Here is a 23,954-nt window from a genome sequence, read left to right on the forward strand (position 1 = left end):
TTGACCGATGACCCCGGTTCTGGTTTCACGACAGTGTGGAATGCGGTCGTCTCTGAGCTCAACGGCGAGGCCGACTCGGATGGCGCCGCCGGTAATCACACGACGCTTGTCACCCCGCTCACTCCCCAGCAGCGCGCATGGCTGAATCTTGTTCAACCGCTGACCATCGTTGAGGGCTTCGCCCTGTTGTCGGTGCCGAGCAGTTTCGTCCAAAACGAAATCGAACGCCATCTGCGTACCCCGATCACCGATGCGCTCAGCCGCCGGCTCGGTCAGCAGATTCAACTCGGCGTGCGCATCGCGCCGCCTTCCGACGACGCCGACGACCCGCCCTTCCCGCAGGGCGACACCTTCACCGAGGACATCGGCCTAGAAACGTCAAGTGACGCCGACGAGGCCGACGAAAACGGTGACGCGATCGGCGTCGAACAAAACTGGCCCAACTACTTCGCTGAACGTCCACACGGCAACGACGCGGCCGCGGCCGCCGGCGGCACCAGTCTCAACCGGCGCTACACCTTCGAGACTTTCGTCATCGGTGCCTCCAATCGCTTCGCGCATGCCGCGGCCCTGGCCATCGCCGAAGCGCCGGCGCGCGCCTACAACCCGTTGTTCATCTGGGGCGAATCCGGCCTCGGCAAGACTCACTTGTTGCATGCCGCAGGCAATTACGCGCAGCGACTGTTCCCCGGTATGCGCGTCAAGTACGTCTCGACCGAGGAATTCACCAACGACTTCATCAACTCGCTTCGCGACGATCGCAAGGTCGCGTTCAAGCGCAGCTACCGCGACGTCGACGTACTGCTGGTGGACGACATTCAGTTCATCGAGGGCAAAGAAGGTATCCAGGAAGAGTTCTTCCACACCTTCAACACCTTGCACAATGCCAACAAGCAAATCGTCATCTCCTCGGACCGGCCGCCCAAACAACTCGCCACTCTCGAAGACCGCCTGCGAACAAGGTTCGAGTGGGGCCTGATCACCGACGTCCAGCCGCCGGAACTGGAAACCCGCATCGCGATTCTGCGCAAGAAAGCACAGATGGAGCGACTTGCGGTCCCCGACGATGTCCTCGAACTCATCGCCAGCAGCATCGAGCGCAACATTCGCGAACTCGAGGGAGCCCTGATCCGGGTCACCGCGTTCGCCTCGCTGAACAAGACGCCGATCGACAAGTCATTGGCCGAGATCGTGCTGCGCGACCTGATCGCCGATGCGAGCACGATGCAAATCAGTGCGGCGACCATCATGGCCGCCACCGCCGAATACTTCGACACCACCGTCGAGGAGTTACGCGGTCCGGGGAAGACCCGAGCCCTGGCTCAGTCGCGCCAGATCGCAATGTATCTGTGCCGCGAGCTCACCGATCTGTCATTGCCCAAGATCGGCCAAGCGTTCGGCCGCGACCACACCACGGTCATGTACGCACAGCGAAAGATCTTGTCCGAGATGGCCGAGCGGCGTGAAGTGTTCGACCACGTCAAAGAACTCACCACTCGCATCCGTCAGCGTTCCAAGCGCTGATTTCTGCGGTTTCGCCGCCACGTGCCAAACTTTTTTCAAAAAACTTCCCGCACGTCTGTAACTCCAGTCACAGCTGAGCGATGTGCGCAGCATTGTGTACAAACGTCCCATACCACCGTGCAGCAATCGGCGGTGACGTGCACACCGCCGACCCATCCCCAGTGGCCCAACATCGACTGCACAGTTACCAACGCCGTCATCCACAAGCCGATCGACCCGCTAGCTGCGCCGGACCGGACCTGTCCCCATCTTGCACAGGCCTTAATACTGGTACTGAGATCTATCCGTTGTTTCTTCTTTGAAGAACAGCCTTGGGGACGCGTCGCTGCACAGCGCTCACCGACCTCTCGTCGACTCGGCTTGTCGGCCTTAACGATTAGCTTTCAAGATGGGCGCAGAAGCTCTACGGTTGTGATTCGACTCCCGTTGTCGGACGTCTTGGCAGGTAACTTGCCTCGGCGTTCGTTGCGGGCCCCACGCTAGCGGGGAGCAAAGCTAGCCGCCGGATTTCGAACTTTGGGTAGGTGAAGGGACGCTATGGACGTGGCGACGACAAGTGCTGGTCTCACCGATCTGAAGTTTCGCCTGGTCCGAGAATCTTTCGCCGACGCGGTGTCGTGGGTCGCGAAGAATCTACCGAGCCGGCCGGCGGTCCCCGTTCTTTCCGGCGTGCTGCTGACCGGTTCGGATGAGGGCTTGACGATCTCGGGGTTCGATTACGAAGTTTCCGCGGAAGCACAGATCCCTGCTGAAATCGCTTCTCCGGGAAGTGTTTTGGTGTCGGGACGGCTGTTATCCGATATCACCAGGGCGTTGCCGGACAAGCCGATCGACTTCTACGCCGACGGCAATCGTGTCGCGCTGACGTGCGGCAGTGCGAAGTTTTCGTTGCCGACGATGGCGGTCGAGGATTACCCGACGCTGCCGACGCTGCCCGAAGAGACCGGGAGTTTGCCGTCGGATTTGTTCGCCGAGGCGATCAGCCAGGTCGCGATCGCCGCCGGCCGGGATGACACGTTGCCGATGTTGACCGGCATCCGGGTCGAGATCTCGGGTGAGACGGTCGTTTTGGCCGCGACCGACAGGTTCCGTCTGGCGGTTCGTGAGCTGACCTGGTCGGCCTTGTCGTCCGATATCGAGGCGGCCGTCCTGGTACCGGCGAAGACGCTGGCCGAAGCCGCCAAGACCGGAACGGACGGTTCCGACGTCCGGTTGTCATTGGGTGCCGGCAGCGGAGTCGGCAAAGAGGGGCTGCTCGGGATCAGCGGCAACGGCAAGCGCAGCACCACGCGACTGCTGGATGCGGAGTTCCCGAAGTTTCGTCAGCTGCTGCCGGCCGAGCACACCGCGGTCGCGACGATCAACGTCGCCGAGCTGACCGAGGCCATCAAGCTCGTTGCGCTGGTGGCCGACCGGGGCGCACAGGTGCGCATGGAATTCGCCGAAGGCCAGTTGCGGCTTTCGGCCGGCGCCGACGATGTCGGGCGCGCCGAGGAAGAGCTCGCGGTCGATTTCTCCGGCGACCCGCTGACCATCGCATTCAACCCGACCTACCTGACCGATGGACTCAGCTCGGTGAAGGCCGACCGGGTGTCGTTCGGCTTCACCACCCCGGGCAAGCCGGCGTTGCTGCGTCCGGCATTCGACGACGACAGCCATCCGACGGGTACCGGTCCGTTCGCCGCGTTGCCGACGGATTACGTCTACCTGCTGATGCCAGTTCGGTTGCCCGGATAGGTGTACGTCCGGCATTTGGGGCTGCGTAATTTTCGGTCCTGGGCACAAGCCGACCTCGAGCTCGAAGCGGGCCGGACGGTGTTCGTCGGTCCCAACGGTTTTGGGAAGACGAATTTGGTTGAGGCACTGTGGTATTCGACCACTTTGGGATCACACCGAGTCGGAACCGATGCGCCGTTGATCCGGTCGGGCGCCGATCGGGCGGTGGTTTCGACGATTGTGGTCAACGAGGGTCGGGAATGCGCGATCGATTTGGAGATTGCCGCGGGACGCGCGAACAAGGCTCGGTTGAACCGCTCGCCGGTGCGCAGTACCCGCGAGGTGGTCGGGGTGTTGCGCGCCGTGCTCTTTGCTCCTGAGGATTTATCGCTGGTCCGGGGTGATCCCGCGGACCGGCGTCGCTATCTCGATGATCTGGCGACCGTGCGCCGTCCGGCCGTCGCCGCGCTGCGCGCGGATTACGACAAGGTGCTGCGACAGCGCACCGCACTGTTGAAGTCGCTGGCCGGATCCCGCCATCGCGGCGACACCAGCGCGTTGGACACCCTCGACGTGTGGGACAGCCGATTGGCCGGGCACGGAGCCGAATTGATGGCCGCGCGAATCGATCTGGTGAACGAGCTGGCCCCTGAAGTGGAGAAGGCGTACCAACTGCTGGCGCCGGCATCGCGGTCGGCGGGCATCAATTACCGAACGAGTATCGACGGTTTGGGTAACGCCGGCGCGCTAGACAGCGGCGGCACCGATCGCGAATTTCTAGAAGCCGCGCTACTGGCCGCATTGGCGGCGCGCCGCACCGCCGAGCTGGAACGCGGCGTGTGCCTGGTGGGCCCGCATCGTGACGACTTGGAACTTCGTCTCGGCGATCAACCGGCCAAAGGCTTTGCCAGCCACGGTGAATCGTGGTCTTTTGCGATCGCGCTGCGGCTGGCGGCGTATGAGTTACTTCGCGCCGACGGCAGCGAACCGGTGCTCTTACTAGACGATGTCTTCGCCGAACTCGACGCGGCTCGTCGCCGCGCGCTGGCCGCCGTAGCGGAATCGGCCGAGCAAGTACTGGTAACCGCGGCGGTACTGGAAGATATCCCGGCAGGCTGGGACGCTAGGCGGGTGCACATCGACTTGCAAGACGATGACAGCGGCCGGGTTTCGGTGATGCAGCCATGACCGACGACGAATCGGACGCGGCACCGGCACAACCGCCGGGACCGTCAAACGGGCTCAACGGTATCGATTTGGTAAGGCGCACTCTCGAAGAAGCCCGCGCCGCGGCGCGGGCCCAGGGCAAGGACGCCGGGCGCGGGCGCGGAAGCAATCCGGTTCCGCGCCGGGTTGCCGGGCAGCGGCGGAGCTGGTCGGGTCCGGGACCCGATGTTCGAGACCCGCAACCAATGGGAAGGGTTGTCCGCGATATCGCGAAAAAGCGCGGCTGGTCGGGTCGCGTCGCCGAAGGCACGGTGCTCGGTCACTGGACGGCGGTCGTGGGCCATCAAATCGCGGATCACGCGACACCCACCGCGCTCAGCGATGGCGTACTCAGCGTGGCGGCCGAATCCACCGCCTGGGCCACCCAATTGCGGATGATCCAGTCGCAGTTGTTGGCCAAGATCGCCGCGGCGGTGGGCAACGGTGTGGTGACATCGCTGAAAATCACCGGACCCGCCGCTCCGTCCTGGCGTAAGGGACCCCGACACATCTCCGGGCGGGGCCCACGCGACACCTACGGCTGACACAATTGCGGGGGTTCGCCGGTGTTGGCGGCATGCTTCGACAAGGCGTCAACGTTCGCCCCCTCAGATCCGCGAGAACGAAACGGACCCCCATGACGCACGTCCGGACGCGCCGTCAATAAAGAAATTGAGCACACGGCGCGTCCAGATAGGTAGAAACGCGCCCAGAGAATCGGTCCCGACCCCCGATCACGGTAGAGTGGACGCATGCGACTGCTGCGGTGAACCGAACCGCCCGCATGAAACCCCAAGGAGAGCATTCCGACCGTGGCTGCCCAGAAGAAGAAGGCGCAAGACGAATACGGCGCTTCAGCGATCACCGTGCTCGAAGGCCTGGAGGCCGTCCGTAAACGCCCGGGCATGTATATCGGGTCCACCGGTGAGCGCGGTCTGCACCACCTGGTCTGGGAGGTCGTCGACAACTCGGTCGACGAAGCGATGGCCGGCTACGCGACCCAGGTTGACGTGCGGCTCCTCGATGACGGCAGCGTCGAGGTCGCCGACGACGGGCGTGGCATTCCGGTCGCCATGCACTCGACCGGGGCGCCGACCGTCGACGTGGTGATGACGCAGCTGCACGCCGGCGGCAAGTTCGGTGGCGAGAACAGCGGTTACAACGTCAGTGGTGGTTTGCACGGCGTCGGTGTGTCGGTCGTCAACGCACTTTCGACGCGGCTCGAGGTCGAGATCTCCCGCGACGGCTACGAGTGGTCGCAGCACTACGACCGCGCGGTACCCGGAACCCTCAAACAGGGCGAGGCCACCAAGAAGACCGGAACCACGATCAGGTTCTGGGCCGACCCCGACATCTTCGAAACCACTGACTACGACTTCGAGACCGTGGCCCGCCGGCTGCAGGAAATGGCATTCCTCAACAAGGGATTGACGATCAACCTCACCGACGAGCGCGTGACCCGCGACGAGGTCGTCGACGACGTGGTCAGCGACACCGCGGACGCACCCAAATCCGCCGAGGAAAAAGCCGCCGAGTCCAGTGCCCCGCACAAGGTCAAGCACCGGACGTTCCACTATCCGGGCGGCCTCGTCGATTTCGTCAAGCACATCAACCGCACGAAGAGCCCGATCCAGCAGAGCGTCATCGATTTCGACGGCAAGGGTCCCGGCCACGAGGTCGAGATCGCCATGCAATGGAACGGCGGCTACTCCGAGTCGGTGCACACCTTCGCCAACACGATCAACACCCACGAGGGCGGCACCCACGAGGAGGGCTTCCGCAGTGCGCTGACCTCGGTGGTCAACAAGTACGCCAAAGACAAGAAGCTGCTGAAAGAGAAAGACGCCAACCTCACCGGCGACGACATCCGCGAAGGCCTGGCCGCGGTGATCTCGGTGAAAGTCAGCGAGCCGCAGTTCGAGGGTCAGACAAAAACCAAACTCGGCAACACCGAGGTGAAGTCGTTCGTGCAGCGGGTCTGCAACGAACAGCTCACGCATTGGTTCGAAGCGAACCCCTCCGAAGCGAAAACCGTTGTGAATAAGGCGGTGTCATCGGCACAGGCCCGCATCGCGGCGCGCAAGGCGCGGGAGTTGGTGCGCCGCAAGAGCGCCACCGATCTGGGTGGGTTGCCCGGTAAACTGGCCGATTGCCGCTCCACGGATCCGAAGAAATCGGAACTGTATGTGGTGGAGGGCGATTCGGCCGGCGGCTCGGCCAAGAGCGGCCGCGACTCGATGTTCCAGGCCATCCTCCCGTTGCGCGGCAAGATCATCAACGTCGAAAAGGCCCGCATCGACCGGGTGCTGAAGAACACCGAAGTCCAGGCGATCATCACCGCGCTGGGCACCGGTATCCACGACGAGTTTGACATCACCAAGCTGCGCTACCACAAGATCGTGCTGATGGCCGATGCCGACGTTGACGGCCAACACATTTCGACGTTGTTGCTGACGCTGTTGTTCCGCTTCATGCGCCCGCTGATCGAACACGGCCACGTGTTCTTGGCGCAGCCGCCGCTGTACAAGCTGAAGTGGCAGCGCAGCGAACCGGAGTTTGCCTACTCGGACCGCGAGCGCGACGGCCTGCTGGAGGCGGGCCGGGCGGCGGGCCGAAAGATCAACGCCGAGGACGGTATTCAGCGTTACAAAGGTCTCGGCGAAATGGATGCCAAGGAGCTGTGGGAGACCACGATGGACCCCTCGGTCCGGGTTTTGCGTCAGATCACGCTCGACGATGCGGCCGCGGCCGACGAGCTGTTCTCCATCTTGATGGGCGAAGACGTCGAGGCTAGGCGAAGCTTTATTACCCGCAATGCCAAGGACGTTCGCTTCCTGGATGTCTGAGTGATCAGACCCGCCTCAGACCAGCCACCGCTGACCGACCGACGAGGAACAGATGACTGACACCACTTTGCCGCCGAGCGACGCAACCGGCGACCGCATCGAACCGGTGGACATCCAGCACGAGATGCAGCGCAGCTACATCGACTACGCCATGAGCGTGATCGTGGGTCGTGCGCTTCCGGAAGTGCGCGACGGCCTCAAGCCGGTGCATCGCCGGGTGCTCTATGCGATGTTCGACTCCGGCTTCCGGCCGGACCGCGGGCACGCGAAATCCGCACGCTCGGTTGCCGAGACGATGGGCAACTACCATCCGCACGGCGACTCGTCGATCTACGACACCCTGGTGCGGATGGCCCAGCCGTGGTCGCTGCGGTACCCGTTGGTCGACGGTCAGGGCAACTTCGGTTCCCCGGGCAACGACCCGCCAGCGGCGATGCGGTACACCGAGGCCCGGCTGACTCCGCTCGCGATGGAGATGTTGCGCGAAATCGACGAGGAGACAGTCGATTTCATTCCCAACTATGACGGCCGGGTGCAAGAGCCGACGGTTCTGCCCAGCCGCTTCCCCAACCTGCTGGCCAACGGTTCGGGTGGTATCGCGGTCGGCATGGCGACCAACATCCCGCCGCACAACTTGCGTGAACTCGCCGAAGCCGTTTACTGGTGCCTGGATAATCATGAGGCCGACGAAGAAGCCACCCTCGCGGCGGTCTGCGAGCGGGTAAAGGGCCCGGACTTCCCCACCCACGGTCTGATCGTCGGATCACAGGGGATCAACGACGCCTACACGACGGGCCGCGGCTCGATCCGGATGCGTGGAGTCGTTGAGGTAGAGGAAGATTCGCGCGGACGCACCTCGATCGTCATCACCGAGTTGCCCTACCAGGTCAACCACGACAACTTCATCACCTCGATCGCCGAGCAGGTGCGCGACGGCCGGCTCACCGGCATCGCCAACATCGAGGACCAGTCCAGCGACCGGGTCGGCCTGCGCATCGTCGTCGAGATCAAGCGCGACGCGGTAGCCAAGGTGGTGCTGAACAACCTCTACAAGCACACCCAACTGCAGACCAGCTTCGGCGCTAACATGTTGTCGATCGTCGACGGGGTGCCCCGCACGCTGCGCCTCGACCAGATGATCCGCTACTACGTCGAGCATCAGCTCGATGTCATCATCCGGCGCACCACCTACCGGCTGCGCAAGGCCAACGAACGCGCACACATCTTGCGCGGTCTGGTCAAAGCGCTCGACGCACTTGACGAGGTCATCGCCCTGATCCGTGCGTCGGAAACCGTCGACATCGCTCGGACCGGGTTGATCGAGCTGCTGGATATCGACGAAATCCAGGCCCAGGCCATCCTGGACATGCAGCTGCGCCGGCTGGCCGCCCTGGAACGCCAGCGCATCGTTGACGATCTGGCCAAGATCGAAGCCGAGATCGCCGACCTGGAAGACATCCTGGCCAAGCCGGAGCGGCAGCGCGCGATCGTGCACGACGAGCTCGCCGAGATCGTCGAGAAGCACGGCGACGACCGTCGCACCCGGATCATCGCGGCCGATGGCGATGTCAACGACGAGGATCTGATCGCCCGCGAAGACGTCGTCGTCACCATCACCGAGACCGGATACGCCAAGCGCACCAAGACCGACCTGTACCGCAGCCAAAAGCGCGGCGGCAAGGGTGTGCAGGGCGCTGGGCTCAAGCAGGACGACATCGTCGCGCACTTCTTCGTGTCCTCGACACACGACTGGATCCTGTTCTTCACCACCCAGGGCCGGGTGTATCGGGCCAAGGCCTACGAACTGCCGGAGGCAGCGCGGACCGCGCGCGGTCAGCACGTCGCCAACCTGCTGGCATTCCAGCCCGAGGAACGCATCGCCCAGGTGATTCAGATCAAGGGCTACGAGGATGCGCCGTACCTGGTGCTGGCCACCCGTAATGGCCTGGTCAAAAAGACGAAGCTGACCGACTTCGACTCCAACCGGTCGGGCGGGATCGTCGCCGTGAACCTGCGCGACGGCGACGAGCTGGTCGGTGCCGTGCTCTGCTCGGCGCAGGAAGACCTGCTGCTGGTTTCGGCGCTGGGTCAGTCGATCCGCTTCTCGGCCACCGACGAGGCGCTGCGGCCGATGGGCCGAGCCACCTCCGGCGTGCAGGGCATGCGCTTCAACGAGGACGACTATCTGCTGTCGCTCAACGTGATTCGTGAAGACACTTATCTGCTGGTCGCCACGTCCGGCGGCTACGCCAAGCGCACCGCGATCGAGGAATACCCGGTGCAGGGCCGCGGCGGCAAGGGGGTCCTGACGGTCCAGTACGACGTCCGGCGTGGCAGGCTGGTGGGGGCGTTGATCGTCGACGACGACAGCGAGTTGTATGCGATCACCTCGGGCGGCGGCGTCATCCGCACCACGGCGCGCCAGGTCCGCAAGGCCGGACGGCAGACCAAGGGCGTGCGGTTGATGAACCTGGGTCAGGACAACACGCTGTTGGCCATTGCGCGCAACGCCGAGGAAAGCGCGGAGGACGACATTGAGGAAGTCGACGGCGCCGGCGAGTCGCAGAGCTAGTTCGGGTGAGGCAGTCGCCCGCCAAAAGACTGCCACCGGGCACGGGCAATTAGACTCAGCCCGACCAGAGACAATGCGGGGGCCACCGATCGGCGGCCCAGGCAGCAGAGGTAAGGAGTCGGGGTGACCTCACCGAGCGAGCCGGGTGCCCCCAAGAAGGGCGACAGCCAGAACGGGGACGTTTCGGCCGAGCGTGCCGGTGCGCACCCGCGCGGAACGCCTGCCCAGGCGGGCCGGGCCCAGGAGGGCGGGGATTCGCCGCCGTGGCAGCGCGGGGCAGCCCGGGCCGCCAATCCCGGAAATCGTCCGAGCGAACCGTCGGCGGAGTCGCGGCCACCGGGCCCGCCTTCCGGCGTGGCCGCCCGCGTGAACCGCTTCATTTCCGGCGGCAACGCGGCGGGGCCAGCCCCGTCGCGCCGGGACGACTTCGATGCGCCGAGCCGTGGTGACGGGCCGACGCACGAGGCCTATGCCAGCGAATTGCCGGACCTGTCCGGTGGGATTTCCCGCGGATCGCAGCGCAGCACCACACCGGAGCGCGAGTCGTCGCAGCCGGCCGGCTCGGGGCGATCGACGAGTACGGAATCGCGGGAGAACCGGGACAGCCTGGTTCAGGTGTCGCGGCGCCGCGGGGGCCCGGTCCGGGCCAGCATGCAGATCCGCCGGATCGATCCTTGGAGCACCTTGAAGGTGTCTCTGATGCTTTCGGTGGCGCTGTTCTTCGTGTGGATGATCGCCGTGGCGTTCCTCTACCTTGTGCTCGGCGGCATGGGTGTGTGGGCCAAGCTCAACAGCAACGTCGGTGACCTGCTGAACAACACCAGCGGCAGCAGCGGCGAGCTGGTCTCGAGCGGGACGATCTTCGGCGGCGCCGTGCTGATCGGCTTGGTCAACATCGTCTTGCTGACGGCGATGGCCACGATCGGTGCGTTCATCTACAACTTGACGACCGATCTGATCGGTGGCGTCGAAGTGACGTTGGCGGACCGGGATTAGTGCGGGTTTTGGGGTGGGGCGGCGATTGCGGTAATCTCGTCGCTCGGCCGTACGCGTGTACGGGCCTATAGCTCAGGCGGTTAGAGCGCTTCGCTGATAACGAAGAGGTCGGAGGTTCGAGTCCTCCTAGGCCCACAACCATGTGCCCGTCAAGACGTTGTGTGAGACTTGCATTGCCGTTGGCACTGATTGCTCTGGTGGCGGCGGTACTGCGGTCACGGCGCGGGGTCGAGGTCTGGCACGTGGCGGTAGTCGATCCCACACCCGTTGGTGAGGGGCCTTAGCTCAGTTGGTAGAGCACTGCCTTTGCAAGGCAGGTGTCAGGGGTTCGATTCCCCTAGGCTCCACAAATTCAAATTGTGTTCGCCTGGTAGTCGTATTCCGCGGGGTGCCCGAAATTGAAATGGCGTTCGGCTAGCAGCTGAACTACTGTCGTGCGGTTCTGGTGTGGTCGCGGGGTGGATTTCGGAGGACGGAACGCGATATCGAATTGCCGACTCCCCCAAACACGTTGGCCTTTTGTCCGGGTGGGCGTCGGGTTCTCGTGCATTTGCTACGGACAGGTAAACTCACCCGTCCGGGTAAGTCACCGGGCGGTATTGGCTGTATCGTGCGGCTCATGATGAAATCAGCGCGCGTCGCCGGAACCGCGGCGCTGGGAGTGGCACTAACAGTCAGCGGAATTGGAATTGGCATCGCAATGGCTCCGCCCGCGTCGGCGGGTTGTCAGGGCACCCTCATCCCGGGCGAGTCTTACTGCGATAAGCCGGTAGGCCCGAACGGGATCTTCGAGCGGTGCCACCAGGGCCCCAGCTACCCGGTCTACGGCGGTCGGGGCGTGATCGAGGACGTGACGCCGCCGCCCGAATGCTATCCGGTTGACCCCGCGCAGCCGGTCCCGCTTGGGCAGCCGCCGAACCACATCGACGACTAAGTCCGAGGACATCAAAAGGCGGTACCGCATCCGTATCGCGGTACCGCCTTTTGATTGATCCGGCCCGGTCCTACTGCGTCGTAATTTGCGTCGGCGCGGGCGCGTCGGCGCACCCAGTCGCGGTCACCGACATCACGGCGCCGATCAGGATCGCACCCGCGATGGCCTTCATGGTTCGACGAGACATATTGACAGCTCCGTTCATTTCGACCCCCTGCGCGAAACGGTAAATCTGACAACGATGGTTAGCCAGATAGCCTGTCGCAACGGACGGCGAACGCAGACAGTGCAATTGGTGAATATTCGCCCCTACGGCGAAGACACGCTAGGGGCGCGGTTGCACATCCACACTAGGGGGGCGCGGCGACTCCGGGCTGTCGCGATTCACTGAGCGCCGGACGATGCTGAATGCGGCCGCACCGCCGGCCAGCACCACGACGGCGACGCCCGCGATCAGCAAGGGCCGCTTGCCCCGGCGGCGTTGGGATTTGCGCGCGCTCTGCAGTGCCTCCGGCAGGCTCGAAACCACCTCCTGCGCGGCGGCCAGTTCCTGCGCAAGGGTTTCCTGCGCCGCGGCGATGTCGCGAGCCAGCTGGCCCTCGCGGTAGCGGCGGTGCAACTCCGATGCCGTCGACTGCACGGAGTGCGCCCCCAAACCAATGGCACCGCGCGCGACGTCCACCGGCCCTATTGCCGAGTAAGCCAGGCCCCGGGACAGTCGCTGCCTAGGGGTCAGCTGGGATTCCGCCTTCGCGTTCATCTGCCGCCTTTCCATGCCGGGTCGTGGAACCTACAGACTGCCACCAAGAAAACACCGGCGCTCCTATTGCCGCGTGGCGGCGGGATTTTCGGCCCCGAGCTGCCCCAGGCTGCGCCGAGCGATACCCGGTGCGGGCGGGTCTGTGGGGAATGGCAGACTCTGGTGTCGTGACCAACAGCCCGTATCAGACCGCCACTGCCACACTGCACACCAACCGCGGCGACATCAAGATCGCCCTGTTTGGAAACCATGCCCCCAAGACCGTCGCCAACTTCGTTGGCCTGGCGCAGGGCACCAAGGAGTACTCGACCCAAAACGCGTCGGGCAGTCCTTCCGGTCCGTTCTACGATGGCGCGGTCTTTCACAGAGTGATCCAGGGCTTCATGATCCAGGGCGGCGACCCGACCGGTACCGGCCGTGGCGGCCCGGGCTACCAGTTCGCCGACGAGTTCCACCCCGAGCTGCAGTTCGACAAGCCCTACCTGCTGGCGATGGCCAACGCCGGCCCGGGCACCAACGGCTCGCAGTTCTTCATCACCGTCGGACAGACGCCGCACCTGAACCGGCGCCACACCATCTTCGGCGAGGTGACCGAGCCCGAGTCGCAGAAGGTTGTCGACGCGATCGCGGCGACGTCGACCGACGGCAACGACCGTCCGACCGAACCGGTCGTCATCGAGTCGATCACGATCTCTTAGACCGCTTCTCGCTACGCCGGCGGGGCACCGCTGCGACCGGCGTAGCCGGCGTCGGTAAGCGCGTCGAGCACGTCCAACGGCTCGGTACCGAGGTCCCAGCGGGAAAACAGCACCAGGCTGTCGTCCGCCGCTTCCACTTCGAGGAAGCGCACCTTGCGTCCCATCCGGCGGAACTCCGTGATCCGAATGATCTTGATGTCGGAGCGCCGCAATACCTGCGTTCGGAACCATCCCCGAATCACCAAACCGGCGGGGGTAATTGCCAGCTTTGGGCGTGCGCGCCACGTTGCGCCCGCAAACAAGAGCAGACCCGCCCCGGCAATCCCCACCATGACGCGGCCGGGCAGGTCTGTGACCACGGTCACACTCGCGATAGCCATGAGCAGCCCCCCGAGGCCACAACCAGCGACTCCCGCCGTGCGCGGCTCCCATCGTGTTTGCTGCATGCCGTGCTTAACCCCTCCCACCACTGCCGATGCAGTTATCCACATCAGCTATCAACAGTGGGGATAAATCACACGCGTGTGATTGGGTACTCACAAGGTTGCTGGCTGAGCCCCGGACCGAGCCCAAGATGAATTCATTCGGTGTTTGATCTTGGTTAGTGCCAGCGCATCGTGAGCAACAACCCGGTGATCATGAAAGCGAACGCGATCGCGTAGTTCCACGGGCCAAGATGCGCCATCCAGTTGAGGGCGGTCGGCGCCTGGCTTCCGACGGCGGCCAACTGGAACACCATCAGCCAAACCAAACCGATCAGCATCAGACTCACGAACAGCGCGACGAACCACACGCTGGACGGTCCGACCTTCACTTTCACCGGCGTCCGGCTGACCGCGCTGACGGTGAAGTCGTTCTTCTTGCGGACTTTGGACTTGGGCATGATTACCTCGGGATCACGGCGAGCGGGACGGGGTGCAACGATAGCGGTTGTAGCTACACGCAGGACTTGGCTACGAGATTAACCCACCTGGCCCCCCGACCAGGAAATCGGAGACTCGATGATCCAGACCGGCCGGTCACCATGGCGCTTCGGTGTCCCATTGGTTTGCCTGCTGGCCGGACTATTGCTGGCGGCCACCCACGGGGTGTCCGGTGGCGCCGAGATCCGCCGCAGTGATGCACCCCGGCTGGTGGACTTGGTGCGGGAGACCCAGGCCTCGGTGAATCGACTCAAGGCCGAACGCGACGAGCTGGAAGGCAAGATCGACTCGACGCATCTACGGTCTTCCGATGCCGCATTGGCGGCCATGCTGCGCCGTTCGGCGGAGCTGGCGGCTGAGGCGGACATGACCCCGGTGCATGGGCCCGGCCTGGAGGTGACGCTCGATGACGCCCAGCGCGACGCCAACGGCCGCTTCCCGCGCGATGCCTCCCCCGACGACCTGGTGGTGCACCAGCAAGACATCCAGGCCGTCCTCAACGCCCTGTGGAGCGCCGGCGCGGAGGCGATCCAGATGCAGGATCAACGGATCATCGCGTCGTCGGTGCCGCGCTGCGTCGGCAACACGCTGCTGCTCAACGGCCGCACCTACAGCCCGCCCTACACTGTCACCGCGATCGGTAATGCCGCGGCCATGCAGGCGGCCCTGGCCGCCGCTCCCCTGGTGACTCTCTATAAGCAGTACGTCGTCCGGTTCGGGCTCGGCTACCACGAGGACGTCAAGCCCGACGTGCAGATCGTCGGCCACACCGAACCGGTCCGGATGCATTTCGCGCAGCCGGCCGGTCCGGTCGGCTACTGAAGGCCGACTGAGCACTGACCAGTGGTCGGCAGGGCGGTAGCCTGACACGATGCGCATCCTGGTTGTCGACAACTACGACAGCTTCGTGTTCAACCTCGTGCAGTACTTGGGGCAACTCGGAGTCGAGGCTGACGTATGGCGCAACGACGACGCCAGGCTCTCCGACCCACCGGACGGCCACGGCGCCATCGCCGCGCGATTCGACGGTGTGCTGCTCAGCCCCGGGCCGGGCACCCCGGAACGTGCCGGTGCGTCGATCGACCTGGTCCGCGCGTGTGCCGCGGCGGCCACCCCGCTGCTAGGCGTCTGCCTCGGGCACCAAGCCATCGGCGTCGCGTTCGGCGCCATCGTCGACCGTGCGCCCGAATTGCTACACGGCAAAACCAGCAGTGTCCACCACACCAATGTCGGTGTGCTGCAAGGCCTTCCGGATCCCTTCACCGCGACCCGCTACCACTCGCTGACGATCCTGCCCGAATCGTTGCCGCCAGTGCTCGAGGTGACTGCCCAGACTCGCAGCGGGGTCATCATGGCAGTGCGCCATACCGAGCTGCCGATCCACGGTGTGCAGTTCCATCCGGAGTCGATCCTCACCGAGGGCGGTCACCGGATGCTGGCCAACTGGCTGGCCTATTGCGGGTGGTCACGCGACGACACCCTGATCCGCCGGCTGGAGAACGAGGTCCGGTCCGCGGTGCGGCCGTATTTCCCGGCCGAACCGGCGGCTACTGACCGAACTTCAGCGTGATGATGCCGTCCCGGTTGACTCCGGCGCCGGCGGGCGGGTTCTGATACACCACCTTGTGGGACTGAGAGCTGCCGGCGTCGACGTCGGCGCCCTTGTCCAGGACTCCGGTCCAGCCCAGTGCGCGTAGCCGTGGTTCGGCGTCGGTCCAGAACATGCCGGTCAGGTCGGGCATCAGGAACTGATTGCCCTTGGACACCTGCAGCTCGATGATCGAGTCCACCGGAACCGTCTGCCCCTTGGGTGGATTGGTCCCGATCACCTCGCCGGCCGGCCGCGGGCTGTCCACCGATGTCTGGGTGAGCTTGGTGAAGCCGTAGACCGTGAGGTTCTTCTGCGCGATGTCGATGGTCTGACCCGCGACATCGGGAACCTGCTTGGTCTCCGGTCCGGAGCCCACGATCACGGTGATCAAGTTGGTGATCGCCGATGTCTGGTTGGCCGGCGGGTTGGTGCCGATCACCTTGCCCAGTAGGTCCGGGGTCGACGGCGAGTTCGCCTGTTTGAACTTGGTGAACCCGGCGGCCTTCAGCTTGCTCACCGCGTCGGAGTAACTCATCGAGGACACGTCGGGCACTTCGCGCTGCTCGGGCCCGGTCGAGACGTTAATCGTGATCTCGTCGCCGGCCGCTACCGACGCGTTGGCGCCGGGGTCGGTGCTGATGACATGGTCGGGCGGGATCGACGAATCGGGCTTCTGCAGTGTGCGGGTCTTGAAGCCGCGATTCTGCAGGGCCGCAACGGCATCGGCGGACACTTGCCCGCGCATGTCGGGCACTTGCACGTCGCGGGTCGAGCCGCCGAACGTGTTGAACGCGATGACGACGACAATCGTGAGCACCGCCAACACGGCGACCGCCACGACCCAGCGACCGATCGGACCGCCCATCCGATCCGGGTCGATCTCGGCGAGGCGTTGGCGAGGTAGCGGGTCGCTGCGCGGACCCCCGTGGCCGGATCCGGTCGAGGCCATCATCGAGGTCCGCTCGGCGTCGGTGAATACCCTGGGTGCCTCGGGTGTCTCACCGTTGTGCACCCGGACCAGGTCGGCGCGCATCTCCGCCGCGGTCTGATAACGGTTGTCCGGATTCTTGGCCAACGCCTTGAGCACTACGGCGTCGAGGTCGGGGGAAATACCCGCGTGCCGCTTCGACGGCGGCACCGGGTCTTCCCGGACATGTTGGTAGGCAACCGAAACCGGTGAGTCCCCGGTGAAAGGTGGCTCCCCGGTAAGGATTTCGTAAAGCACACAGCCCAGCGAATAGACATCGGAGCGGGCGTCGACGGAATCGCCACGGGCCTGCTCCGGCGAGAGGTACTGCGCGGTGCCGATCACGGCCGCGGTCTGGGTGACGCTGTTGCCGCTGTCGGCGATGGCCCGCGCGATGCCGAAGTCCATCACCTTGACCGCGTTGGTCGTGCTGATCATGATGTTCGCCGGCTTGACGTCGCGGTGAATGATGCCGTTCTGGTGGCTGAAGTTCAGGGCCTGGCAGGCGTCGGCGATGATCTCGATCGCGCGGCGTGGCGGTAGGGGCCCGTCGTTGTGCACGATATCGCGCAGCGTCACGCCGTCGACGTATTCCATCACGATGTAGGGCAACGGACCCGCGGGCGTCTCGGCCTCGCCGGTGTCGTAGACGGCGACGATCGCCGGGTGATTGAGCGCCGCGGCGTTTTGCGCCTCGCGACGGAAGCGTAGGTAGAAGCTCGGATCGCGGGCCAGATCGGCGCGCAGCACCTTCACCGCGACGTCGCGGTGCAAGCGGACGTCGCGGGCTAAGTGAACCTCCGACATACCGCCGAAACCGAGGATGTCGCCCAGTTCGTAACGGTCGGACAGGTGCTGAGGGGTGGTCATTGCGGTGTCTCGTGTCGGGCCGTCGACAGGCTGGGCGTCGAGGGGGTAGCCCAGCTCAGTTCGGGTGGCCTGCGGTGGAATCCAGAATTACTTATCGCGGCGCGATCCGTCCAATCCAGTCGCAAACTGGGGCCGGAACCGCTGGGGGTCTTGCTCGCCGGCGGCGTCCCGGTGTCGGTGACCGTCGGAGGCGGAGGCTGTTGCTGGGTGTCACCGCGGGAATTGATGACGATCAGCACCGCGATGATGATGGCGAGCGCGCCCAGCACCCCGGCCGCCCACAGCAGCGCGCGCTGACCCGACGAAAAGGTGCGACGGGCCGGCGGACGACGACTGTTCGTCACCGGCCGCGCTCGGCTCGGTGCACCGCCCCGCGCGCTGGGCGCGGCGGTCGTGCGGGCCTGCGGGCTGGACGGAATGGCCGCCGGCGAGGCCCGTCCGGGCGGCGGTGACTGGCTGGGCCGCGGGGGACGGCGCCCGGCGCGGACCGCGGCGACGGCGTCGGCGAACGGGCCGCCGCTGCGGTAGCGCATGCCGGGGTTCTTCACCAGCGTGATCTCAATGAGTTCGCGCACGTTGGGCGGAAGCTCGGGCGGCAGCGGCGGCGGCGGTTCCTTGATGTGCTTCATCGCGACCGTCAGGGCGCCGTCACCGGTGAACGGCCGCTTGCCCGAAACCACTTCGTAGCCAACAACTCCCAGGGAGTACACATCGCTGGAGGGGGTGGCGTCATGGCCCAGCGCCTGTTCGGGCGCGATGTATTGAGCGGTGCCCATCACCATGCCGGTTTGGGTGACCGGGGCGGCGTCGACGGCCTTGGCGATACCGAAGTCGGTGATCTTCACCTGGCCGGTCGGGGTAATCAGGATGTTGCCGGGCTTGACGTCGCGGTGTACCAATCCGGCGGCGTGCGCGATCTGCAGCGCGCGGCCCGTTTGCTCGAGCATGTCCAGTGCGTGCCGCAGCGACAGCCGGCCGGTGCGCTTGAGGACCGAGTTCAGCGGCTCGCCGTTGACCAGCTCCATCACCAGATAGGCGGTGCGGCCCTCGCCGTCCATCTGGCTTTCGCCGTAGTCGTGCACGGCGGCGATACCGGGGTGATTGAGCATCGCGGTGGTGCGCGCCTCGGCGCGGAACCGCTCGATGAATTCGGGGTCCTGAGAGAACTCCGCCTTGAGGACCTTGACCGCCACGCGCCGGCCCAGCCGGCTGTCCACCGCCTCCCAGACCTGGCCCATGCCGCCGGTGGCGATGAGGCGCTGCAGCCGGTACCTGCCCGACAGCGTCACTCCAACTCGTGGGCTCATGGGCCCCCCTGCAGTGCGGCCTGGATAACGGCCCGTCCGATCGGCGCCGCGAGCGCCCCGCCGGTCGCAGAGAGGCGGTCGGCACCGTTCTCCACGAGCACGGCCACGGCAACCTTCGGCGCCTGCGCGGGAGCGAACGCGATGTACCACGCGTGCGGCGGAGTGTTGCGCGGGTCGGCGCCATGCTCTGCGGTACCGGTCTTGGATGCGATCTGCACGCCGGGAATGGCCCCTTTCTGCTGTGCAGCCTTCTCGGCACCGACCATGAGCTCTGTCAGCTTAGCGGCGATCTGCGGCGATACCGCGCGACGCTGCTGATAGGGCGCAGTCGTGCTGATGTTGGCCAAGTCCGGTCCCTTGAGGCTCTCGACCAGGTAAGGCTGCATCGTCACGCCGTCGTTCGCGATGGTCGCGGCGATCTCCGCGTTCTCCAGCGGGGTCAGCGCCACGTCCTTCTGCCCGATGCTAGACATCCCGAGAGCGGCGGCATCCGCGATTATCCCAACCGTCGATTCCGCGACCTGAAGCGGAATCACGCTCGGGCTGGTGTCCAGTCCGAACGAATGCGCCATGCTGCGCAGCGCCTCCGACCCGGTAAGGATGCCCAGCTGGACAAATGCGGTGTTGCACGACTTGGCGAAGGCCTCGCTCAGGGACACGGTCGGTTGGTCGCCGCACGGCGTGCCACCGTAGTTCTCCAACGTCGCGGTGCTGTTAGGCAGCGGGATCGTCGGCGCCGCGGTCAGCTGCTCGTCGTCCTTGGCACCGGCCTGCAGCGCCGCCGCGGTAGTGATCACCTTGAACGTCGACCCGGGTGGGTAGGTCTCCGAGATCGCACGGTTGGTGAGCGGGTTGTCCGGATCATCACGCAGGCGCTGCCATGCCTGCGCCTGCACCTCGGGGTCGTGCGAGGCCAGCAAGTTGGGGTCGTACGACGGCGAGGACACCATGGCCAGAATTTTGCCGGTGGACGGCTCCAGGGCCACCACGGCTCCCTTGCACGGCGGCCCGCCGCAACCCTGCTGCATCCCGTCCCATGCCGCCTGCTGCATCCGGGGGTTGATCGTGGTGTCGACATTGCCGCCGCGGGGATCGCGGCCGGTGAAGAAGTCGGCCAGCCGCCGCCCGAACAGTCGCTCGTCGGAACCGTTGAGCAGCGAGTCCTCGGCGCGCTCCAGGCCGGAGCTGGAATAGCGCAGCGAATAGAAGCCGGTGATCGGCGCATACACCGCGGGGTTGGGGTACACCCGCAGGAAACGGAACCGGCTGTCGGTGGCCACCGAGTAGGCCAGCAGCTGGCCGCCGGCAATGATCTGGCCGCGCTGACGCGAGTACTCGTCGAGCAGGACGCGCTGATTGCGCGGGTCGGCCCGCAGCCCGTCAGCGGCGAACACCTGCGTCATGGTGGCGTTGAGAAGGAGGAGCACGATCAACGCCATCACGGTCATTGAGATCCGGCGGAGAGAGGTGTTCATACCTTCTGGATCACCTCGGTGCCGGCCGCCGCAATCGGCGACGTGTCATGAGTGCGGGATCGCAACGGGCGTCGGGCGCTGTGCGAGATCCGCGCCAGGATGGCCAACAGCACATAGTTGGCCAGCAGTGAGGATCCGCCGTAAGACATCCACGGCGTTGTCAGTCCGGTCAGCGGAATGAGCTGCGTGACACCACCGACGACGATAAACAGCTGAATCGCCAGCGTTGACGCCAGGCCCGCCGCCAGCAGCTTGCCGAAGCTGTCGCGGGTCGCGATCGCCGTGCGCATGCCCCGGACGATCACAATGGTGTACAGCATGAGAAGGGCCGCCAGACCCACTAATCCAAGCTCCTCACCGAAGGCGGCGATGATGAAATCGGTGGACGCGGCCGGAACCGTGTCGGGCTGGCCGTTGCCCAGACCGGTGCCGAAGATGCCCCCGGTAGCAAAGCTGAAAAGCGACTGCACGATCTGGTAGCCGCTGCCGTCGGGGTCGGAGAACGGGTCCCACCACATCTGCACGCGAGTCCGTACGTGCGCGAAAATGAAGTACGCGACAATGCTTCCCGCGGCGAACAGCACCAGCCCGATGATCACCCAGCTGAAGCGCTGGGTGGCCAGGTAGACGACCACCAGAAACGACGCATACAGCAGTAGCGAAGTGCCGAGGTCTTTTTCGAAGACCATCACACCGATCGAGGTCACCCACGCCGCCAACAGTGGGGCGAGGTCTCGGGGGCGAGGCAGGGTCATTCCCATCAGGTGCTTGCCGACGCTGGTGAACAGGCCGCGCTTGGCGACCAGCACCGCCGAGAAGAAGATCAGCAGCAGAATCTTGGAGAACTCGGCGGGCTGAATTGAGAAGCCCGGCAAGCGAATCCAGATCTTGGCGCCGTTCTGCTCGGACAGCGAGGCCGGCAGGAGGGCGGGGATCGCCAAGAAGACCAGACCGGTGAGCCCAAAGATGTAGCCGTACCGGGCAAGCTGACGGTGGTCTTTGAGGAACGTGACGACGAGCGCGAACGCGGCAACGCTGACCAGAGTCCACAGCATCTGCTGGGTTGCGCTCGGGTGATGACGACCGCTGAGCTCGCTACCGACAAGGTCGAGCCGGTGGATCATGACCAAGCCAAGTCCGTTGAGCAGCGCCACAATTGGTAACAGGAGCGGATCGGTGTAGGGAGCGAACCGCCGGATGGCCAGGTGCGCGCCGCCGAACAAGGCCAGGAAGGCCAGTCCGTAGCTGGCCACACCCCAGCGCAAGCCGCGTTCCTGGTTGGCGTCGACGATCAGCAAGGCGGCGACGGTGATGACCGCGGCGAAGCACAACAGCAAGAACTCGGAGTTGCGCCGAGTCCGCAGCGGCGGCGTCACCGTGACCGGCGGCTGGACCTGTGTGGTCATGCAGCCGCCCGGCAGTCGATGCCCGGCTGAGGTGGGGGTGGCGGGAGCGTAGTCACCGTCGGGGAAGGGGTCGTGGGCGACGGGGTCGCGGGTGGTGCTGCAGGGGTGCTGACGGGGGCGGTACTCGGAGCTGTGCTGCTGGGTGGGGGGCCGCTGGAAGGGGTGGTGGGCGCGGGGGCGCTCGGCGGGGTCGTGCCGCTGGTCGCCGGGCTCGGTGACCCGGGTGGCGATGTCGCGCGAGGCGGCGGGCAGGGCGGCAGGAGGTTGTTGGCCGACAATTCCTTCAACTGCGATTCGGCCTCATCGAGCGACCCGGCCGGAAGCCCGGCCAACACTTGCGCGCGCGCGGCGGGGCGCAGATCCTGCAATTGCATGAGCCGGCAGTCGAGGTGGCCACCGGACTGGCTGAAGCTGATGATCGATAAGTCGTTGCGTGCGTTGAGACAGCCCACCAAATAGGGTTCTTGCAGGGACATGCCCAGCAGTGACCCTTGAATCCCCTTCATGATCGAGACCATGCCGTTGTATTCGGCGACGTAGTAGTTGCTCCGGATGATGGCTCGCCCGATGGCCAGGCCGGTGAGTGCCAGCAATACCACCAGCGTGACGACGATAAACATCCGCCGCCACGCAAATCGTGGCCGGGGCGCTGGCTCCTCTTGCGGCACAACGCGTTTGGCAGCCTCTTTGCGGGGACCGATCGCGGAAGCCCGGCCCGCCGAGGTGTTGGGCAGCGTCAGCTGGTCCTCCTCGCCGGATACCGCACCGGCAAGAATCGGCTGGGTCTGACCGTAGTCGTAGTCGACGACATCGGCGACCACCACCGTCACGTTGTCGGGACCGCCGCCCCGTAGCGCCAATTCGATGAGGCGGTAAGCACTTTCGGCGACGTCGGGAATCTGCAGCGCCTCGTGGATGGTCTCGTCGCTGACCGGATCGGACAGCCCGTCGGAGCAGAGCAGGTAGCGGTCACCGGCGCGGGCTTCGCGCATCGTCAAAGTGGGCTCGACCTCGTGGCCGGTCAGCGCTCGCATGATCAGCGATCGCTGCGGATGGCTGTGCGCCTCTTCCTTGGTGATTCGCCCTTCGTCGACCAGGGTTTGGACGAAGGTGTCGTCCTTGGTGATCTGGGCCAGCTCGCCGTCGCGAAGCAGATACCCGCGCGAGTCTCCGATGTGCACCAATCCAAGACGGTTGCCCGCGAACAGGATTGCGGTCAGCGTGGTGCCCATCCCTTCGAGGTCGGGCTCCATCTCTACTTGTGCGGCGATGGCCGAATTGCCCGCGCGCACCGCCGCATCGAGCTTGGCGAGCAGGTCGCCACCGGGTTCGTCATCGTCGAGGTGAGCCAACGCGGCGATCACCAACTGGGACGCGACCTCGCCGGCGGCGTGGCCGCCCATGCCGTCGGCCAGGGCCAGAAGGCGAGCGCCGGCGTAGACCGAGTCTTCGTTATTGGCGCGTACCAGGCCGCGATCGCTGCGCGCGGCATATCGCAGGACCAAGCTCACCGGCGAAACTCTCCCCCGCTAGCGGGAGGTGCGCCCACGCTCCCGGCTGCACCGTCATCATCGTCGTAGGCGCGGGTCACGGGCGCAGCTCGATTGCCGTCTTGCCGATCCGGATCGGCGTTCCGATGGGAACTCGTACCGCAGTGGTCACCTTCGCCCTGTCAAGGTAAGTGCCGTTGGTCGATCCTAGATCCTCGACGTACCATTCGGAGCCGCGCTGCGACAGCCGGGCGTGCCGCGTCGAGGCGTAGTCGTCGGTCAGCACCAGCGTCGAGTCGTCCGCACGTCCGATCAACACCGGCTGCCCGCTGAGCGTGATGCGTGCACCTGCCAACGCCCCTTCGGTCACCACCAGATAGCGGGCGGCATGGCGGCGCTGGCGAGACGGCAGCAACGTGCCGCGCAATACCAAACCGCGGCGAACCATGACCGCACCGGTTGGTGCGTAGATGTCAGTCTTCAAGATCCGGAGAACGGACCAGATGAATACCCATAACAGCATCAAAAATCCGGCGCGCGTCAGCTGCAGTACCAGTCCCTGCATCTGGCGTCCTTTCCGTCCTGGCGCCGCACCTCATGAAACCAAGCAACGTCACGATACTTGGAGGGCGGTCGACGCGGGGCGAAGCACGGCAGCTTATGCCCGGTGCGT

Annotated in this window: 20 protein-coding genes and 2 tRNA genes; 13 read left to right on the forward strand and 9 right to left on the reverse strand. The window is 65.2% G+C overall.

Going from position 1 to position 23,954, the window contains the following annotated elements:
* The 10 genes from dnaA to MJO58_RS00050 all read left to right on the forward strand — a co-directional run bounded on the left by dnaA (position 1) and on the right by MJO58_RS00050 (position 11,794).
* On the forward strand, positions 1–1,524 hold the full coding sequence (dnaA, locus tag MJO58_RS00005; RefSeq protein WP_090597979.1) for a chromosomal replication initiator protein DnaA: 1,524 nt from the start codon (positions 1–3) through the stop codon (positions 1,522–1,524).
* A gap of 537 nt (positions 1,525–2,061) precedes the next feature.
* Positions 2,062–3,261, forward strand: coding sequence for a DNA polymerase III subunit beta (dnaN, locus tag MJO58_RS00010; protein WP_090597981.1), 1,200 nt, complete (start codon positions 2,062–2,064; stop codon positions 3,259–3,261).
* The gene (gene recF, locus MJO58_RS00015) at positions 3,262–4,428 is read left to right on the forward strand and encodes a DNA replication/repair protein RecF (protein WP_239721585.1); all 1,167 of its coding nucleotides are present in this window, start codon (positions 3,262–3,264) and stop codon (positions 4,426–4,428) included.
* The gene (locus tag MJO58_RS00020) at positions 4,425–4,991 is read left to right on the forward strand and encodes a DUF721 family protein (protein WP_090597985.1); all 567 of its coding nucleotides are present in this window, start codon (positions 4,425–4,427) and stop codon (positions 4,989–4,991) included. The genes recF and MJO58_RS00020 overlap by 4 nt, the downstream gene beginning before the upstream one ends.
* Before the next feature lie 267 nt (positions 4,992–5,258).
* A complete protein-coding gene (gene gyrB, locus MJO58_RS00025) occupies positions 5,259–7,292 on the forward strand; it encodes a DNA topoisomerase (ATP-hydrolyzing) subunit B (protein ID WP_090597987.1) in 2,034 nt (677 codons plus the stop codon).
* Between the two features lie 52 nt (positions 7,293–7,344).
* Positions 7,345–9,864 carry a DNA gyrase subunit A gene (gyrA, locus tag MJO58_RS00030; protein WP_239721586.1) on the forward strand — a complete coding sequence of 840 codons (2,520 nt, stop codon included), beginning with the start codon at positions 7,345–7,347 and terminating at the stop codon, positions 9,862–9,864.
* A gap of 123 nt (positions 9,865–9,987) precedes the next feature.
* On the forward strand, positions 9,988–10,860 hold the full coding sequence (locus MJO58_RS00035; protein WP_090597992.1) for a DUF3566 domain-containing protein: 873 nt from the start codon (positions 9,988–9,990) through the stop codon (positions 10,858–10,860).
* Between the two features lie 61 nt (positions 10,861–10,921).
* Positions 10,922–10,995: transfer RNA gene (locus MJO58_RS00040), tRNA-Ile, on the forward strand.
* Between the two features lie 139 nt (positions 10,996–11,134).
* Positions 11,135–11,207: transfer RNA gene (locus MJO58_RS00045), tRNA-Ala, on the forward strand.
* 272 nt (positions 11,208–11,479) lie between these two features.
* Positions 11,480–11,794 (forward strand): CDGP domain-containing protein, encoded by a 315-nt coding sequence (locus tag MJO58_RS00050; protein ID WP_090597994.1) that lies wholly within the window; start codon positions 11,480–11,482, stop codon positions 11,792–11,794.
* A 325-nt stretch (positions 11,795–12,119) separates the two neighbouring features.
* On the opposite strand, the gene cwsA is transcribed toward MJO58_RS00050, so the two are convergent.
* Positions 12,120–12,554, reverse strand: a complete 435-nt coding sequence (gene cwsA / locus MJO58_RS00055; protein ID WP_239721587.1) for a cell wall synthesis protein CwsA — start codon at positions 12,552–12,554, stop codon at positions 12,120–12,122.
* A 149-nt stretch (positions 12,555–12,703) separates the two neighbouring features.
* Here cwsA and MJO58_RS00060 point away from each other — a divergent pair, with 149 nt between their 5' ends.
* A complete protein-coding gene (locus MJO58_RS00060) occupies positions 12,704–13,252 on the forward strand; it encodes a peptidylprolyl isomerase (RefSeq protein WP_090597998.1) in 549 nt (182 codons plus the stop codon).
* Positions 13,253–13,263: 11 nt separating this feature from the next.
* Here MJO58_RS00060 and MJO58_RS00065 read toward each other — a convergent pair whose 3' ends face one another.
* Both MJO58_RS00065 and crgA read right to left on the reverse strand, forming a co-directional pair.
* On the reverse strand, positions 13,264–13,698 hold the full coding sequence (locus MJO58_RS00065; RefSeq protein ID WP_090598000.1) for a PH domain-containing protein: 435 nt from the start codon (positions 13,696–13,698) through the stop codon (positions 13,264–13,266).
* A gap of 155 nt (positions 13,699–13,853) precedes the next feature.
* Complete coding sequence (gene crgA / locus MJO58_RS00070; protein ID WP_090598002.1) at positions 13,854–14,135, reverse strand: cell division protein CrgA; 282 nt, start codon at positions 14,133–14,135, stop codon at positions 13,854–13,856.
* Between the two features lie 118 nt (positions 14,136–14,253).
* On the opposite strand from crgA, the gene MJO58_RS00075 reads away from it, so the two are divergent.
* Positions 14,254–14,997 carry a DUF881 domain-containing protein gene (locus tag MJO58_RS00075; RefSeq protein ID WP_239721589.1) on the forward strand — a complete coding sequence of 248 codons (744 nt, stop codon included), beginning with the start codon at positions 14,254–14,256 and terminating at the stop codon, positions 14,995–14,997.
* A 49-nt stretch (positions 14,998–15,046) separates the two neighbouring features.
* Positions 15,047–15,745, forward strand: a complete 699-nt coding sequence (locus MJO58_RS00080) for an aminodeoxychorismate/anthranilate synthase component II (protein WP_090598007.1) — start codon at positions 15,047–15,049, stop codon at positions 15,743–15,745.
* Here the strand turns inward: MJO58_RS00080 and pknB are convergent.
* The 6 genes from pknB to MJO58_RS00110 all read right to left on the reverse strand — a co-directional run bounded on the left by pknB (position 15,723) and on the right by MJO58_RS00110 (position 23,846).
* Positions 15,723–17,603, reverse strand: coding sequence for a Stk1 family PASTA domain-containing Ser/Thr kinase (gene pknB, locus MJO58_RS00085; protein ID WP_090598009.1), 1,881 nt, complete (start codon positions 17,601–17,603; stop codon positions 15,723–15,725). The two genes, MJO58_RS00080 and pknB, sit on opposite strands and share 23 nt — an antisense overlap.
* Positions 17,600–18,910, reverse strand: a complete 1,311-nt coding sequence (locus MJO58_RS00090; protein ID WP_239721590.1) for a serine/threonine-protein kinase — start codon at positions 18,908–18,910, stop codon at positions 17,600–17,602. The genes pknB and MJO58_RS00090 overlap by 4 nt, the downstream gene beginning before the upstream one ends.
* Positions 18,907–20,385 carry a D,D-transpeptidase PbpA gene (gene pbpA, locus MJO58_RS00095; protein ID WP_239721591.1) on the reverse strand — a complete coding sequence of 493 codons (1,479 nt, stop codon included), beginning with the start codon at positions 20,383–20,385 and terminating at the stop codon, positions 18,907–18,909. Before pbpA ends, MJO58_RS00090 begins: the two co-directional genes overlap by 4 nt.
* Positions 20,382–21,791 carry an FtsW/RodA/SpoVE family cell cycle protein gene (locus MJO58_RS00100; RefSeq protein WP_139043360.1) on the reverse strand — a complete coding sequence of 470 codons (1,410 nt, stop codon included), beginning with the start codon at positions 21,789–21,791 and terminating at the stop codon, positions 20,382–20,384. Before MJO58_RS00100 ends, pbpA begins: the two co-directional genes overlap by 4 nt.
* Positions 21,788–23,302: a PP2C family protein-serine/threonine phosphatase gene (locus MJO58_RS00105; RefSeq protein WP_239721593.1), complete on the reverse strand. Its 1,515-nt coding sequence runs from the start codon at positions 23,300–23,302 to the stop codon at positions 21,788–21,790. The genes MJO58_RS00100 and MJO58_RS00105 overlap by 4 nt, the downstream gene beginning before the upstream one ends.
* A gap of 76 nt (positions 23,303–23,378) precedes the next feature.
* Positions 23,379–23,846 carry an FHA domain-containing protein FhaB/FipA gene (locus MJO58_RS00110; RefSeq protein WP_025738168.1) on the reverse strand — a complete coding sequence of 156 codons (468 nt, stop codon included), beginning with the start codon at positions 23,844–23,846 and terminating at the stop codon, positions 23,379–23,381.
* Between the last annotated feature and the right edge of the window lie 108 nt (positions 23,847–23,954).

The organism is Mycobacterium lentiflavum (assembly GCF_022374895.2).
GTDB classification, from domain to species: Bacteria; Actinomycetota; Actinomycetes; order Mycobacteriales; family Mycobacteriaceae; genus Mycobacterium; species Mycobacterium lentiflavum.

Excerpts from the sequence above, each read along its gene's own strand:
- crgA (WP_090598002.1), bottom strand. The coding sequence starts at position 14,135 with ATGCCCAAGTCCAAAGTCCGCAAGAAGAACGACTTCACCGTCAGCGCG.
- MJO58_RS00060 (WP_090597998.1), top strand. The coding sequence starts at position 12,704 with ATGGCAGACTCTGGTGTCGTGACCAACAGCCCGTATCAGACCGCCACT.
- dnaN (WP_090597981.1), top strand. The coding sequence starts at position 2,062 with ATGGACGTGGCGACGACAAGTGCTGGTCTCACCGATCTGAAGTTTCGC.
- gyrA (WP_239721586.1), top strand. The coding sequence starts at position 7,345 with ATGACTGACACCACTTTGCCGCCGAGCGACGCAACCGGCGACCGCATC.
- pbpA (WP_239721591.1), bottom strand. The coding sequence starts at position 20,385 with ATGAACACCTCTCTCCGCCGGATCTCAATGACCGTGATGGCGTTGATC.
- MJO58_RS00100 (WP_139043360.1), bottom strand. The coding sequence starts at position 21,791 with ATGACCACACAGGTCCAGCCGCCGGTCACGGTGACGCCGCCGCTGCGG.
- MJO58_RS00090 (WP_239721590.1), bottom strand. The coding sequence starts at position 18,910 with ATGAGCCCACGAGTTGGAGTGACGCTGTCGGGCAGGTACCGGCTGCAG.
- MJO58_RS00110 (WP_025738168.1), bottom strand. The coding sequence starts at position 23,846 with ATGCAGGGACTGGTACTGCAGCTGACGCGCGCCGGATTTTTGATGCTG.
- MJO58_RS00065 (WP_090598000.1), bottom strand. The coding sequence starts at position 13,698 with ATGCAGCAAACACGATGGGAGCCGCGCACGGCGGGAGTCGCTGGTTGT.
- MJO58_RS00050 (WP_090597994.1), top strand. The coding sequence starts at position 11,480 with ATGATGAAATCAGCGCGCGTCGCCGGAACCGCGGCGCTGGGAGTGGCA.
- pknB (WP_090598009.1), bottom strand. The coding sequence starts at position 17,603 with ATGACCACCCCTCAGCACCTGTCCGACCGTTACGAACTGGGCGACATC.
- MJO58_RS00075 (WP_239721589.1), top strand. The coding sequence starts at position 14,254 with ATGATCCAGACCGGCCGGTCACCATGGCGCTTCGGTGTCCCATTGGTT.
- MJO58_RS00020 (WP_090597985.1), top strand. The coding sequence starts at position 4,425 with ATGACCGACGACGAATCGGACGCGGCACCGGCACAACCGCCGGGACCG.
- cwsA (WP_239721587.1), bottom strand. The coding sequence starts at position 12,554 with ATGAACGCGAAGGCGGAATCCCAGCTGACCCCTAGGCAGCGACTGTCC.
- MJO58_RS00080 (WP_090598007.1), top strand. The coding sequence starts at position 15,047 with ATGCGCATCCTGGTTGTCGACAACTACGACAGCTTCGTGTTCAACCTC.